The sequence below is a fragment of the Dokdonella ginsengisoli genome (genome assembly GCF_042652785.1).
Taxonomy (GTDB): domain Bacteria; phylum Pseudomonadota; class Gammaproteobacteria; order Xanthomonadales; family Rhodanobacteraceae; genus Dokdonella_A; species Dokdonella_A ginsengisoli.
Genome location: NZ_JBHSHD010000005.1, coordinates 78,199 through 92,629, shown reverse-complemented (window position 1 = coordinate 92,629; position 14,431 = coordinate 78,199). Strand labels below are relative to the sequence as shown.

Genomic DNA, 14,431 nt, shown 5'->3' with positions numbered 1-14,431 from the left:
CTCAGCTGGCCTCTTCCAGGTCGACGATCCAGGTGTCCTTGGCGCCGCCGCCCTGCGAGCTGTTGACCACCAGCGAGCCCTTGTTCATCGCCACGCGCGTCAGGCCGCCGGTGGTCACGTAGATGTCGCCGCGCGAGAGCACGAACGGGCGCAGGTCCAGATGCCGCGCCGACGGGCCGCGCGGGGTCAGGATCGGAGCGGTCGACAGCGACAGCGTCGGCTGCGCCATGTAGTTGCGCGGATTCTCCGCGATCCGCTCGCGGAACTGCGCGATCTGGCGCCGCGTCGCGCGCGGGCCGATCAGCATGCCGTAGCCGCCGGACTCGTTGGCCGGCTTCACCACCAGCTCGGCGATGTGCTCGAGCACGTAGGCCCGGTCGCGCGCGTTCGCGCACAGGTAGCTCGGCACGTTCGGCAGGATCGGTTCTTCGCCGAGGTAGTAGCGGATCATCTTCGGTACGTAGGCGAACACGACCTTGTCGTCGGCGACGCCGGCGCCCGGCGCGTTCGCCAGCGCGACCTTGCCGGCGCGCCAGGCGCGCATCAGGCCGCGCACGCCGAGCACCGATTCGGGATGGAACACTTCCGGGTCGAGGAACAGGTCGTCGACGCGCCGGTAGATCACGTCGACGCGCTGCGGACCGTACACGGTGCGCATGTAGCAGCAGTCGTCGTCATCGACGAACAGGTCCGGTCCCTCGACCAGCTCCACGCCCATGCTCTGCGCCAGATAGCAGTGCTCGAAGTAGGCGCTGTTGTAGACGCCCGGCGTCAGCAGCACGATCACCGGCGACTGGCCGCGGCGCGGACTCAGCGCGGCCAGCGTGTCGTAGAGCTGCGCCGGATAGTCGTCCACCGGCAGGATCGTGGTCGTCTCGAACAGCTCCGGGAACACGCGCTTGGCGACCATGCGGTTCTGGATCATGTACGACACGCCGCTGGGGATGCGCAGGTTGTCCTCCAGCGCATACAGCGTGCCGTCCTGGTCGCGCACCAGATCCGAACCGCACACGTGCGCCCAGACGCCCAGCGGAGGCTTCACGCCCACGCACTGCGGGCGGAAGTTGGCCGAATCCTTCAGCAGCGCGCGCGGGAACACGCGGTCCTTGATGATCTTCTGCTCGCCGTAGACGTCGCCGATGAACAGGTTCAGCGCATGCACGCGCTGGCGCAGGCCGGCCTCGGTGCGCTCCCACTCGCGGCGCGGGATCACGCGCGGAATCACGTCGAACGGCAGCGTGCGGTCGACGTTGCGGCCTTCGGAATACACCGTGAAGGTGATGCCCATGACGCGGGCGGCGAGGTCGGCGGCGAGCTGGCGCTCGGCCAGGTCGCGGTCGCCGAGGGAGCGGAGGTAGTCGACCAGCTTGCGCGCGGCGGGCCAGGGCTGTCCGTCGGAGCGGAACAGTTCATCGTAGGTCGATGATCGATACCCTTCCCACTTCATTCGCGGCCCTCGACGCGGCGCGGCGCAGCGGACGATCGCTGTGCCGCGGGGGTTGTCGCACCGCATCATGCACTTCGCGCGCGGTTCCGTCGAGACGGGGCGGCCCCATGCGGGGCAACCGGATCGTTACGAAAGGTGGCCGCGCTCGATGATCACCCCGACCGCGCGCGAGCCGGTCACCGCGCCGAGCTTGGACAGCTTCAGGCGCAGCCAGCCCACGCCGAATTCGTCGCGGATGATCTGCGCGCAGCGCTCGGCCAGGGTCTCCACCAGCTCGAACTGCGAGCTCTCGACGAAGGCGATCAGGCGCTTGGACACCGCCTTGTAGTTCAGCGTGTCCTCGATGCGGTCGGTCGCCGCCGGGCGGGTGTTGTCGAACGCCATCTCGACGTCGAGCGCGATCGTCTGCCGCGTCGTGCGCTCCCAGTCGTAGATGCCGATGATCGTCTCGATGCGCAGGTCTTCGATGAAAACGCGGTCCATGGGCTTTCCGTCTTGTCCGTTCCGGGTCGAGGCGCGAGGACGTTCGTACCTTGTGCGCGGGCCCGACCGGCCCGGCATACTACGGAGGTCAAGTCGCGCTGTCGCGTCCTTGGCGCCAGGGGTCCGTCCAGCTCACTCTCGGGGGAGAACATGCGTCACCAGTGGTTCGCCAGAAGTTTCCTGCTCGTTCTTGCCGCAGCGCTCGCCGGCTGCTCGATGAACGCGCCCAAGTACACGCCGGTGATCGGCAACGTGCAGCTCCTGCGCGACGCTGGCGAGGCACGCGTCAAGGTCGGCAGCGTCACGGCCCAGGGCAAAGAAGCGCACGACGAATCGATCGGCCTGCGCGGCAGTCCCATGCGGTCGCCATACGGTAGCTACTCGAACTATCTTCGCGAAGCGTTGACGCAGGAACTGCGCGAAGCGCAGCTGCTCGACGGTAATACGCAGATCGAGATCGGCGCGGAATTGCTCAAGAACGACGTCGACGCCACCGGTTTCACGAAGGCGTCCGCGGACATCGAAGCGCGCTTCAAGGTGGTCCGCGCCGGCGTGACTGCCTACGACAGGGTGAAAAGCGCCCGAATCCAATGGGATTCGAATTTCATCGGCGCCGTCGCGATTCCGCGTGCGCTGGAGCGTTATCCGGAGCTGGTGACGGCACTGCTGAAGGAGCTCTACGTCGACAAGGACTTCCTCACGGCGCTGAAGCCGTGAACCCGCTCCGCGCATTCGCGTTGCCAACGATCCTCGCCGCTGCCGCGGCCTGCGGAGGCTGCGCGCACACGATCCGGATCGCGCCGGACACCGACCGCTGGCCGACCGCTGCGGGCGAACGCCGCGCCGATGTCAACGTCGCGTATTACGTCGATCCGGCCGATCGGGCGCGCACCGTCACGACTCCGGGCGGAGGCGGCGACAAAGTCGCCTACGCGCCGTACAAGGATCTCGAGGCGCCGCTGTACAGGGTGCTTTCGAACGTGTTCGGGCGGGTGTACCCGCTGAGCGATCCGAACGACGCGACCTTCATCGCGGAAAAGTCCATTCGCTTCGTTTTCAGGCCACATTTCGAGACGAATTCGTCCTCCGACAGCCTGCTGACGTGGCCGCCGACGGAATTCACGCTGACGATCGAGGTCGACGCCGTGGACGCCGCCTCCCGCCCGGTGTGGAAGACGCGCGCGACCGGCGTCGGACGCGCCTCGTATTCGGAGTTCAAGCACGATCCCGGCCTTGCGGCGAAGCGTGCGGCGGAGCAGGTTTTCGGCCAGCTCAACGGGGAGCTGCTCAAGTTCCCGCAGTGACAAAGGAGCCCGGCCCGCACGGCGGGGCTGCCCTGAATCGATGATGTCGTCGACCGGAATTGCAAATCGTCTGCTGATCGTCGCCATGGCATTGCTGCTCGGCGGCTGCCAGGGTGCATGGTTCGTCAGCCTGAATGCGGCGCGCGCGCCGGCGGACGTCGAGCTGCGCGGCGATCTGGAGTTCGATTCCGCACACGGGCTGTCCCTGGACGTCTATCGTCCGCTACGCGCCGCGCACGCCCCGGTGGTGGTGTTCTTCTACGGCGGCGACTGGACGCACGGCGAGCGCGCCTGGTACCGCTTCGTCGGGCGTGCGCTGGCGGCGCAGGGCCTGGTCGCGGTGATTCCCGATTACCGCAAGTTTCCGGACGTGGCGCCAGACGGTTTCATGAGCGACGCCGCGCGCGCCGTGGCGTGGACGCGCGCGCACGCGGCCGAGTTCGGCGGCGATGCGGACGACCTGTTCGTGATGGGGCATTCGGCCGGCGGCCACATCGCCGCCCTGCTCGCCACCGACCCCGCCTGGCTGGCCGCGGCCGGCCTCGTGCCGCGCGACCTCGCCGGCTGCATCGGCCTGGCCGGGGTCTACCTGTTCCTGCCCGAGGATTCCGACGACGACGACATGCTCGCCGTCTTCGGCGACGACGAACCCGTGCAGGAAAGCGCCATGCCGCTCGGCTTCGTGCGCGGCGCCGAGCCGCCGATGCTGCTCCTGCACGGGCTGGACGACGACGAGGTCGATCCGGCCAACAGCCGGCTGCTGGCCGAGGCGCTACGCGCGCACGGCGACGAGGCCGAGCTGCGGCTCTACCCGGACGTCGACCATTCCGCCCTGCTGTTCGCGTTGTCACCGTCGCGGCACGCTCGGGCGCCGGTGCTGGACGACCTGCTCGCCTTCGTGCGCGCGCACCCGCACGCGGCGAACGCCGGCGCCACGCCTACGCCGCCGGCAGGCTCTCCAGGTCCCAACGCGGCTGCACCTTGATCGCCGGCGTCTCGTGCTGGCCGGCGCTCAGGCGCAGGCTGCCGGCCAGCGCGATCATCGCGCCGTTGTCGGTGCAGAACTCCAGCCGCGGGAAATACGTGCGGAACCCCTCGCGCGCGCCGGCCTCGGCCAGCTGCGCGCGCAGGCGGCGGTTGGCGCCGACGCCGCCGGCGACGACCAGCGAGCGCGCGCCGGTCTGCGCCAGCGCGCGGCGGCACTTGATGGTCAGCGTCTCGACGATCGCCTCCTCGAACGCGCGCGCGACGTCGGCCTTGGTCTGCTCGCTGCGGTCGCTGGCCTGCCAGGCCAGCAACACCTGGGTCTTCAGGCCCGAAAAACTGAAATCCAGCCCCGGCCGGTCCGTCATCGGGCGCGAGAAGCGGAACGCGCCGGCCCGGCCCTGCTCGGCTAGCCTGGCCAGCGCCGGGCCGCCCGGATACGGCAGGTCCATCAGCTTGGCGGTCTTGTCGAAGGCTTCGCCGGCGGCGTCGTCGAGCGTGTCGCCGAGCAGGCGGTAGCGGCCGATCGCACTCACCTCGATCAGCATCGAATGCCCGCCGGAAACCAGCAGGGCGACGAACGGCGGCTGCGGCGGGTCGGGCTCGAGCAGCGGCGCGAGCAGGTGGCCTTCCATGTGGTGCACGCCGATCGCCGGCACGTCGAGCGCCCAGGCCAGCGAGCGCGCCGCGGTGGCGCCGACCAGCAGGGCGCCGACCAGCCCGGGCCCGGCGGTGTAGGCGACGCCGCCGAGGTCGGCGACCGTCAAGCCGGCCCGTGACAGGGTTTCACGCACCAGCGGCAGCAGCTTGCGCACGTGGTCGCGCGAGGCCAGCTCCGGCACCACGCCGCCGTAGTCGGCGTGCATGCGGATCTGGCTGTACAGCGTGTGCGCGAGCAGGCCGCGGCCGCCCTCGCCGCCGCCCGGGTCGAAGATCGCCACGCCCGTCTCGTCGCAGGAGGTTTCCACGCCGAGCACGGGGCCGGCCGTGCCCGCCTTTGCAAAGTCTTGATTCATCGCGATAGAATACACGGCTCGCCCGACAGCCCGGGTCGATTCTGCAACGGAGAAGTCATGCCCAGCGTCAAAGTTCGCGAAAACGAACCGTTCGAGTTTGCCCTGCGCCGCTTCAAGCGCACCTGCGAGAAGGCCGGCGTGCTGGCCGAAGTGCGCAAGCGCGAGTTCTACGAAAAGCCGACCCAGGAGCGCAAGCGCAAGCGCGCTGCCGCGGTCAAGCGTCACCTCCGCCGCGTTTCGCGCGACGTGACCAAGCGCCAGCGCCTGTACTGATTCAGCGATGCGGTCCGCCCGGGCCGCGTTCCAGATGAGGCTGTTCATCGGCCGGCCGTGCTCGCGCACTGCCGGCTTTTTGTGTTGAGGAGATCACGATGTCGCTCAAAGCCCGACTCAGCGAAGACATGAAGGCCGCGATGAAGGGCGGCGACAAGGACCGCCTCGGCGTGATCCGCCTGATCAACGCGGCGATCAAGCAGCGCGAGGTCGACGAGCGCATCGAGCTGGACGACACCCAGGTGCTCGCGGTGATCGAGAAGATGCTCAAGCAGCGTCGCGATTCGATCACCCAGTTCCGCGACGCCGGCCGCGAAGACCTCGCGACCAAGGAAGAATTCGAGGTCGGCGTGATCCAGGCCTACCTGCCTGCGCAGCTCGGCGATGCCGAGATCGACGCGATCGTGAGCAAGGCCATCGCCGATTCCGGCGCGAGCAGCGCCAGGGACATGGGCAAGGTGGTCGGCCTGGTCAAGCCGCAGGTCGCCGGCCGCGCCGACATGGGCAAGGTCTCGGCCCTGGTCAAGCAGAAGCTGGGCGGCTGAAGCCTTCGGCGCGGGCGCTACAATGCGGCTTCCGTCCGTGGAGCCGCTCCGATGACGAATTCGCCCCTGCGCCGTTCGCGCAGCAACCGCGTGATCGCCGGCGTCGTCGGTGGACTGGCCCAGCATTTCGGCGTCAATGCGCGCGGCCTGCGCATCGTCTACGTGCTCGTCTCGATCCTCTCCGCGGCGTTTCCCGGCATCCTCGTGTACCTGCTGTTGTGGCTGCTGATCCCGCAGGAAGACTGATTGCGCGGTGCCGCTGCGAATGACGATCTAGCCAGGCGTCCGATGGCCGGCCGCATCCCCGACAAGTTCATCGACGACCTGCTCGCGCGCGTCGACATCGTCGACGTGATCCAGGAACGCGTGCCGCTGAAGAAGGCCGGCCGCGACTGGTCCGCGCGCTGCCCGTTCCACGACGAGCGCTCGCCCTCGTTCACGGTCAGCCCGGCCAAGCAGTTCTACCACTGCTTCGGCTGCGGCGCGCACGGCAGCGCGATCGGCTTCCTGATGAACTACGACCGCCTGGAGTTCCCCGATGCGGTCGAGGAGCTGGCCAACCGCGTCGGCCTGAAGGTGCCCTACGAAGGCGGCCGCGCGGCGCCGCGCGAGGACGTCGGCGACCTCTACGACCTGCTCGACGCGGCGACCGGGTTCTACCGGCGCCAGCTCGACTCCAGCCGCGGCGCGCGCGACTACTTCGAGCGGCGCGGCCTGGACGCGGCGATCCTCGCGCGCTTCCGGCTCGGCTACGCGCCCGACGCCTGGGACGCGCTGAAGAACGCGCTCGGCACCAGCGCGCCGCGCATCGCCCTGCTGGAGAAATCCGGCATGCTGACCAGCGGCGACCGCGGCAGCCGCTACGACCGCTTCCGCGACCGCGTGATGTTCCCGATCCTCGATCGGCGCGGGCGCACGATCGCGTTCGGCGGAAGGATACTGACCCAGCCGAAGGCGAAATCGGGCGGCGACGACGGCACCGCAAGCTCCCGGGAAACCCCGTCAGTCCCGCGAACGCAAGAATCCAACTCTCCGCTTTCCGTGGATGCCCGCGTTCGCGGGCATGACGTTGCAGCTGAAATTCCTTCCGCCGCACAGGACGGGCGCAAGGGCGAAGGCCCGAAATACCTCAACTCGCCCGAGACGCCACTGTTCCACAAGGGCCGCGAGCTGTTCGGCCTGTGGCAGGTGCGCGAGGCGCACTCGAAGGTTCCGCGCCTGATCGTCGTGGAAGGCTACATGGACGTGATCAGCCTGCACCAGTTCGGCGTCACGCAGGCAGTCGCCACGCTCGGCACGGCGACCACGCGCGACCACGCCGAGATCCTGTTCCGCCAGTGCGCCGACGTGTACTTCTGCTTCGACGGCGACCGCGCCGGACGCCAGGCGGCGTGGCGCGCGGTGGAGTCGGTGCTGCCGCGCATGCGCGACGGACGCCAGGCGCTGTTCCTGTTCCTGCCCGACGGCGAGGATCCGGATTCGCTGGTGCGCAAGGAAGGCCTGGAGGGTTTCGAGCAGCGCCTGAAGGACGCCACGCCGCTGAGCGAATTCTTCTTCGCCGAAGTCGGCAAGGACGTGAACCTCGCCAGCCTGGACGGCAAGGCGCGGCTGGCCGAGCGCGCGCGTCCGCTGCTCGGCCAGATTCCGGAAGGCGCATTCCGCGACCTGATGTTCGGCGAACTGGAGCGGCGCAGCGGCGTGAGGACCGTGCCGCTCGCTTCCGGCACGCCGGCTTCGGCAAGCGCCTCCGCGAACCCGTCCGCTGGCCGCAACGCACGTCCGCAGCAGCGCTCGCTGGTGCGTGCGGCGATCACCCTGCTGGTACAGCGGCCGTCGCTGGCGAGCGCGTTCGAGCCGCCGTGGGCCTTCGCCGGACTGCGCCAGCCCGGCATCGCGCTGCTGATCGAGCTGCTCGACTTCTGTCGCACGCGGCCGGAGATCAGCACCGGCGCGCTGCTGGAGCACTACGCCGAGCGCGAGGAAGCCAGGGCGCTGCAGAAACTCGCCGTGGTCGACTTTCCCGGCGGCGAGCACGAGGCACGCGCCGAACTCGTCGACGCGATCGCGCAGCTCGAACGGCAGACCGTGCGCCAGCGCCGCGACGATCTCTCGCGCCAGCAGGCGGAAGGCTCATTGTCGGACGCGGAAAAGGAAGAACTGCGCCGCCTGCTCGCGGACAAGGGCGCGCGCGGCTGAAGGCCGTTCCCTCGTTTCCGCAAGATGCCTTCGGCGGGACCGTTCTTCACCCGTGCAGCGCGAACGACGCTGCCGCGGCGATCACCCGTCCGGCGGACACCGCGCCGGCTCGCGATCGCCGGGCGCAACGAGGTCCAGGTCGATCGCCGCCTGCGCGTTCGCCGGATCGAGCCTCAGCGCGCAACGGTAGGCCGCCGCCGCCTGCACGAGGTCGCCGTCGAGGCGGCGGGCGTAGCCGAGGTTGAGCCACGCGCGCGACTTGCGCGGCGAGTCGCGCACGGTGGCCTGCCACAACGCGGTTTCGCTGCGGTAGTCCGCATTGCGGTGGAGCGTGGCGAGCGTCAGAGCGGCGCACAGCGCGAGTGCCGCCACGCGGCCGGCGTGCCGGCGCGCGAGCAGGCAGGCCAGCGCGAGCGCCGGGCCGGCCAGGGCGGGATACAGATGCCGGTCGTTGGCGAGGTCCAGGCGCGGCAGCAGCGAATTGGCCGGCGCGAGCCACAGGAAATACCAGCCGATCGCGAACGCCAGCCACGGCCGGCGGCGGCGCGCGGCGAGCATCACCGCGACGAGCGCGACGAGCAGCAGCGCGCAGGCGACCAGCGCCAGCGACCACGCCGGCGGTATGCGCAGGTCGGGATCGACATTGGTGCGGCCGAGCAGCGGATGCGCGATCAGATAGCCGTGCGCGAGCACCTGCCCCATCGCCTGCGCGGCGAGATCGCGCGTGGCGAGGCTGACGCCGAAGAACACGTGGTAGCCCGGTGTCGCCAGCGCGGCGAGCGCGGCTGCGCCCAGCACGCCGGCGTAGCGGCGCAGGCGCCACAGTTCGTCGCGCAGGGACTGTCCGCACGCCCACGCGCGCAGCAGCGGCAGCGCCGGAATCACCAGCGCCGTTTCGCGCACGGCAAGCGCGAGCGCGAACAGCACAGGGCCGGCCCAAGCCAGTACGCGGCGTGACGGCTGCGCCCGCGCGACGTCGTCGGCGAGTAGCGCGGCCAGTCCGAACGCGGCGGCGAGCGAGATCGAGCGCCCGCTCGCGTAGGTGACCGCTTCGGTCGCCGCGGGATGCAGCGCGAACAGCAGCGCGCCGAGCAGCGCAGCCGGCTCGACGCATTCGAGCGACGGCGCCAGCCCCGGCAGCCAGCGCCGCCACAGCGCCCACAGCAGGCAGGCATTGAGTGCGTGGATCGCGATGTTCGTCGCGTGCACCGCGACCGCGCCGCCGCCGAGTTCGGCGGTCAGCGCGTAGCTCAGTTTCAGCAGCGGGCGGATGCCGGGCAGCGCCTGCCACCAGCCGGCGAGGCCTTGCGCGGCCGGATGGGCGAGGATCGCGGCGAAGTCGTCGAACTGGTACGCCGCGCCGAACGCGTTCGCGTAGGCGAGCAGCACGGCGCCGGCGAGAATCGCGATCGCGTGCGGCGCGCGCATCAGCGTTGGATCGATGCGTCGAACGCCAGCTCGACGAGGCCGACGCTGTCCCACCAGCGCTCGGGCGCGTGCAGCAGCACGGCGAGCACGCGGCGGCCGCCGCGTTCGACCACGGCGACGAGGCAGCGCCCGGCGGCCGGCGTGGTGCCGGTCTTGAGGCCGCGCGCGCCGGCGAGGCCGTCGAGCAGCGCGTTCGTCGTGCGCGCGGACAGCGTGCGCCCGGCCTGCGTGGTCAGGCGCAGCTCGCGACGCTGCGCCGCCTCGGCCAGCACCGGCTCGGCCAGAACCGCGCGCGACAGCACGGCGAGATCGCGCGCGCTGGTGTACTGCGCGGCCTCGTCGTGGCCGCAGGGATTGGCGTAGTGCGTGTTCGTCAGGCCAAGCGATCCGGCGCGCACGTTCATGCGCGCGACGAACGCGCCGGTCGGATCGCGTGTGTCGATGGCCGCGCCGACGGCGTCGGCCAGCGCGCGGCAGGCGTCGTTGGCCGAACGCACCATCGCGGCGAGCAGCAGGTCGCGGCGCGTGACGCGTTCGCCGCGGCGCAGGCCGATGCGCGTGCCGGTCTCCGCCGCGGCGCCGGCGGAGACTTCGGCCCAGGCGTCGAGCCCGCCCTGCTCCACCGCGACCAGCGCGGTCATCAGCTTGGCCAGGCTCGCCATCGGCAGGCGCGCGTCGGCACGGCCGGCCCACAGCGGCCGGCCGTCGAGTTCGACCCAGTACGCCTCCGCCACGTCGGGATACGCATCGATCGGCGCGACCGGCGCCTGCGTGGCGCGCACGGCCGCGCAGGCGAACAGCGCGAGCGCGGCGACGCGGCGCATCTCAACCGCCGCCGAGGCGATCCTTGAGCGCCTTGAAGCGATCGCCGATTGACGGCTTCTTCGCCGGCGCGTCGTGCGTCGCCGGTGCCGTCGCGGCGGCACCGTCCGTGGCCTGCCGCTGCGCGGCCGCGTTGCGCTCGCGCAGGCGCTCGGCCGCGTAGCTGTTGCAGAAGCCGCGGTACGGCGAGGACTGCATCGCGGTGTAGCCGCGGCCTTCGCACTGCTGCGCGGCGAGCGAGCGGGCGCGCTCGGCGCAGTGCCGCACGAGGAAGCGGCCGCTGCGGTTCGGATCGGCGTCGGCGCAATGGCGCGGCGCGAGGTCGGGACAGTAGTCGCCGACGAAGTCGAGATCGCCGCCCGATTCCGCGCGGCCGCAGGCCTTGCCGAGGATCGCCGTTCGCGAACCGCCGCAGCCTTCGATCGCCGGCCAGATCGCAGCACCCATCGTGCGCTCGGTCTCGGCGAAGCGCGCCGGATCGGCGATCTGTTCCGCAGTGCGGTTCACGTTGGCGCAGAACTTCGCCTTGTACGTCGGACACGCCGCCTTCGGGCCGACGTACATCGAATACGACACGACCGAACCCAGCTGCGCCTCGCAGGCCTGCGCGGTCAGTGCCTTGCCCATCGCTTCGGGCGATTCGCTCGCGTAGTCGCAGCCGCCGATGCGCTTGCCTTCGTAGCTCATCGTGATCTGCTGGCCCTGCACCTGCGCCTTCATGCTGCCGCGGTAGCCGTCGGGCAGCGTCTCCATCTCGCCGTCGCTGGTCATCGCGTTCTTGCCGGTGCACACGACGTGGTACGAGGCCTTGCTGCCCTCGACGCGGAAGTTCTGCACCTGGCAGTCCTTGTCCTTCGGGACCGCCTGCTCGCTGACCGGATTGGCGCGCGCGGTGCACACTTCCACCGGCTTGGCCGGCATCGACATGCCTGCCATCTGCATCTTGCTGGTGACGCGGTAGCGATCGCCGCTGTCGGGCGCGGCGGAAGCGGCGACGGCCGTGCAGAACAGCGCGGCGGCGACGACGCGGCGCGGGAGGAACGGTTTCATGGAACGGCTCCGTGCGGCGCGGAAAGGCGCCGGGCCTGTGCTGTTACGCACAAGCGCGCGGGAAACCTCAACGCGCGATTCCGACACCTCGCGAGCGCACCATAAAAAAAAACCCGGCCATCGCTGGCCGGGTGCGGGGGCCGGCATGCATGGGCCGGCCGAAAGGGAAATCGCGGCGGGAACCGCGTGCGGCGGCTCAGCGTCGGGCGCGCCGCTGCGCGGCGGCGGCGACCAGCGCGCCGGCCAGCAGCAGCAGCGCCCAGCGGCCGCCGCCGGGCACCGGCTGTGGCGCATTCGCCGCCGGCGCGGACGCCGCGCGATGGATGCGGCGCCCGGTTCGCGTGACCGTTTCGTGCAGTGGGTGCCGCGCGACGCAGCGCGCGCAGTCCGGCTCGGCCGGACCACCGCCGTCGGCGTCGACACGGCTCGCGACCGCATTGCCCGCATCCGCCGCAACCGTGGCCGCGTACGTGAGCGAATAGGCGCCCGGCGCCGTTCCGGCCGGCAGCGCGCAGTCCAGGCGGCCGCTGCAGCGGAAGTCGCCCGCGTCGATCACGCCGCCGAAATCCAGGCCCGCGCCGGACGCTTCGCTCAAGGTCAGCGGCGACGTCAGCGTGGCGCCGGTGACGGTGGCGGTCAGCGTGTAGACGATCACGCGCCCGGCGGCGACGTCCGTGCCGATCGGCGGCTCCGACGACACGCTCACCTCGACGAGCGGCGCCGGCAGCGCGTGTGTGACGCTGCACGGATCGCAGGTCAGCGTGCCGCCTCCGCCACTGGCCACGACATTGTTCGCGACGCGCACCTGCGCGGACGGCTGCACCGTCGCCGCGTACGTCAGCGTGTAGCTGCCGGGCGGCGTGCCCGCCGGCAGCACGCAGCGCAGCGCGCCGCCGCAGTCGAAGGCGCCCGCATCGATCACGCCGCCGAAGCCGAGGCCGCTGCCGAGCGTGTCGTCGAGCACCAGCGGCGCGGCCAGCGGCGCGTTCGCGATCGTCACGCCGAGCGCGTAGCCGATCGTGTCGCCGGCGTTCACCGGTGAAGCGACACCCGGCATCGAACTCGCGGCCACGCTCACCTGCGGAGCGGCGACCGCGCTGCGAGCCTGCGCCGTATTGGGTGCCGGCGCCTGCGGTGCCTCGTTCGACGCGGCGACCGCCGTCGAAAGCGATATCGGTCCGGCATTGGTCGCGGCGACGACGAAGCGCAGACCGAAGCTCAGCGTGGCGCCGGGGCCGAGCGTGTGCGGCATGCCGTCGAAGCGGATCGCGCAGGCGGGCGCCGGCTGGTAGGCCGCGGCGACACCGGACGGCAGCTGCGTGAAATCCACCGCGTCCGGACACGTCCCCGGCCGGAGCGGATCGCCGATCCGGGCGCGGTAGACGACGCCGCTCGCCGGCGCATCGCCGGAGTTGCGGAACGCGAAGCCGCCGCTGCCGACACCGTCGCGGACGGACGGCGCGAGCGCGGCCGTGGTGCCGACGTCCACGCCGCGGAACGGAGCCACGATCGCGAGCGGTTCGACGAAGGCGTCGGACTCCTCCGGCGCGGGACGTTCACCGCCTTCGATCGCGGCGTCGCGCTCGTCGATCGCCGCGGAATCGCCGCCGGAGGACGCCGGCGGTTCCGGCGCATCGTCGAGACGGGTCAGGATCACGCCGGCATCGGGAGCTGCGGCAACGCCGATCGCCGGGATGCGCATCTCGCCGCCGCGGGCGACGACGCGATAGGCGTGGCGACCGGCGGGGAACGCCCGGCCGGCGTTGTCGCGGCCATCCCACGGCACCTGCTGGCCGCCGTCCACCGCGACGCCGGTCAGCACGCGATTGGTGCGCGCGGCCGGATCGAAATCCATGCCGTCGCGACTGACGACGATCTCGTAGGAATGCGCATGCGCCGTGGTGAACGCGAACGTTCCTCCGGCCGCCACCGTCGACGCGCCGACGCCGACGTCGCCGGCGAAGGTCGGACTGGTCAGCCGCGGCGCGGCCGGCTGCAGCGCAATGGCGAGCGCGCCGAGCACGCGGTCGACCTCGGTGGCGTTCGGCCCGTCCGGCGCGACGTCGCTGAAGAAGACCGGATGCCGCGCGGAGTCGTCCGCCCTGTTCGCTTCGAACGTCGCACGGCCTGCCGCGTCGCCGCGGAAGGTCCGGCGGTAGCGATGGCCGTCCGTCGACACGACGTGGAGACTGCCGTGGAGACCGCGGCCGGTGCCGGTGTCGAGCGAGAGCGCATGGGCGAACACGCGCCCGTCCAGGTCGGCCAGCGAGCCGGCGCCGCTGCGCACGCTCACGTCCCAGGCGGAGACGAAGCCGGCCAGCACCGGCGGATGGGCGAGCGAACCGTCGTTGCCGCGCGCGCCGCGGGTCGCCCCGGTGAAGTGCACGCCGTAGAGCCCGCTGCGCGGCGCGACGTACCAGCACGGTGCGAAGCCGTCGCGCACGGTCGACGTACCGTCCGCGCTGTGCGGACCGGCCAGCTCCTGCGCGCGGCCGGCGATCGCGCCGCGGCCGCGCTGCGAGCTGCAGCGAAAATCCGCCGTCGCCGACGACGCGACGTCTGCCGTGCCGGCGGACGCCTGCGGCGCATGAACGAGGATGTCGCCGCCGCTGCCGCGGTTGCGCGAACCGAGCAGGACGTACTCGCCCTGCCGTGCGTAGACGAACACGAGCCGGTCGCCACCGATTTCCATCGCACCGCGCGCGCCGGCATAACCGGCCGGATACAGGCTGCGCGAACCTTCGGCGCACGCGAGCGTGCCGGCCAGCAGCAGGATCGACGGCAGCCAGCGACGCGACCGTGCGGCGCGCGAACGCGGCGGCGCGTATCCGGCGGGTCTGGTCGGCGACATAGTGAAGTTCCTGCGTGTTCCCGCCGCCCGCG

Annotated in this window: 12 protein-coding genes and 2 pseudogenes; 7 read left to right on the top strand and 7 right to left on the bottom strand. The window is 71.2% G+C overall.

Annotation, left to right across the window (positions count from 1 at the left end):
* Position 1 precedes the first annotated feature (1 nt).
* Positions 2-1,447: a circularly permuted type 2 ATP-grasp protein gene (locus tag ACFO6Q_RS05020; RefSeq protein WP_380019463.1), complete on the bottom strand. Its 1,446-nt coding sequence runs from the start codon at positions 1,445-1,447 to the stop codon at positions 2-4.
* 126 nt (positions 1,448-1,573) lie between these two features.
* Positions 1,574-1,930, bottom strand: coding sequence for a dihydroneopterin aldolase (gene folB, locus ACFO6Q_RS05015; RefSeq protein ID WP_380019461.1), 357 nt, complete (start codon positions 1,928-1,930; stop codon positions 1,574-1,576).
* 590 nt (positions 1,931-2,520) lie between these two features.
* On the opposite strand from folB, the gene ACFO6Q_RS05010 reads away from it, so the two are divergent.
* Together ACFO6Q_RS05010 and ACFO6Q_RS05005 are read left to right on the top strand one after the other, a co-directional pair.
* Positions 2,521-3,234: a hypothetical protein gene (locus ACFO6Q_RS05010; protein ID WP_380019460.1), complete on the top strand. Its 714-nt coding sequence runs from the start codon at positions 2,521-2,523 to the stop codon at positions 3,232-3,234.
* A 43-nt stretch (positions 3,235-3,277) separates the two neighbouring features.
* Positions 3,278-4,219 carry an alpha/beta hydrolase gene (locus tag ACFO6Q_RS05005; protein WP_380019458.1) on the top strand — a complete coding sequence of 314 codons (942 nt, stop codon included), beginning with the start codon at positions 3,278-3,280 and terminating at the stop codon, positions 4,217-4,219.
* On the opposite strand, the gene tsaD is transcribed toward ACFO6Q_RS05005, so the two are convergent.
* On the bottom strand, positions 4,173-5,234 hold the full coding sequence (gene tsaD, locus ACFO6Q_RS05000; RefSeq protein WP_380019456.1) for a tRNA (adenosine(37)-N6)-threonylcarbamoyltransferase complex transferase subunit TsaD: 1,062 nt from the start codon (positions 5,232-5,234) through the stop codon (positions 4,173-4,175). The genes ACFO6Q_RS05005 and tsaD overlap by 47 nt on opposite strands.
* Positions 5,235-5,291: 57 nt before the next feature.
* On the opposite strand from tsaD, the gene rpsU reads away from it, so the two are divergent.
* The 5 genes and pseudogenes from rpsU to ACFO6Q_RS04975 form a co-directional block, all read left to right on the top strand.
* The gene (rpsU, locus tag ACFO6Q_RS04995) at positions 5,292-5,507 is read left to right on the top strand and encodes a 30S ribosomal protein S21 (protein ID WP_131996031.1); all 216 of its coding nucleotides are present in this window, start codon (positions 5,292-5,294) and stop codon (positions 5,505-5,507) included.
* 98 nt (positions 5,508-5,605) lie between these two features.
* Complete coding sequence (locus ACFO6Q_RS04990; protein WP_380019455.1) at positions 5,606-6,052, top strand: GatB/YqeY domain-containing protein; 447 nt, start codon at positions 5,606-5,608, stop codon at positions 6,050-6,052.
* Between the two features lie 51 nt (positions 6,053-6,103).
* Positions 6,104-6,298 carry a PspC domain-containing protein gene (locus tag ACFO6Q_RS04985; RefSeq protein WP_380019454.1) on the top strand — a complete coding sequence of 65 codons (195 nt, stop codon included), beginning with the start codon at positions 6,104-6,106 and terminating at the stop codon, positions 6,296-6,298.
* 42 nt (positions 6,299-6,340) lie between these two features.
* A pseudogene (locus ACFO6Q_RS04980) lies at positions 6,341-7,003 on the top strand (DNA primase); the annotation flags it as partial.
* Between the two features lie 144 nt (positions 7,004-7,147).
* A pseudogene (locus ACFO6Q_RS04975) lies at positions 7,148-8,248 on the top strand (DNA primase); the annotation flags it as partial.
* An 81-nt stretch (positions 8,249-8,329) separates the two neighbouring features.
* Here ACFO6Q_RS04975 and ACFO6Q_RS04970 read toward each other — a convergent pair.
* From ACFO6Q_RS04970 to ACFO6Q_RS04955, 4 genes are all read right to left on the bottom strand, one after another.
* On the bottom strand, positions 8,330-9,676 hold the full coding sequence (locus tag ACFO6Q_RS04970) for a hypothetical protein (RefSeq protein WP_380019453.1): 1,347 nt from the start codon (positions 9,674-9,676) through the stop codon (positions 8,330-8,332).
* Complete coding sequence (locus tag ACFO6Q_RS04965; protein ID WP_380019451.1) at positions 9,676-10,500, bottom strand: D-alanyl-D-alanine carboxypeptidase family protein; 825 nt, start codon at positions 10,498-10,500, stop codon at positions 9,676-9,678. Before ACFO6Q_RS04965 ends, ACFO6Q_RS04970 begins: the two co-directional genes overlap by 1 nt.
* A 1-nt stretch (position 10,501) precedes the next feature.
* Positions 10,502-11,548, bottom strand: a complete 1,047-nt coding sequence (locus ACFO6Q_RS04960) for a DUF3617 domain-containing protein (RefSeq protein ID WP_380019450.1) — start codon at positions 11,546-11,548, stop codon at positions 10,502-10,504.
* Between the two features lie 196 nt (positions 11,549-11,744).
* Entirely contained in the window at positions 11,745-14,399 is a 2,655-nt protein-coding gene (locus tag ACFO6Q_RS04955) for a hypothetical protein (protein WP_380019449.1), read from the bottom strand.
* Positions 14,400-14,431: the final 32 nt, after the last annotated feature.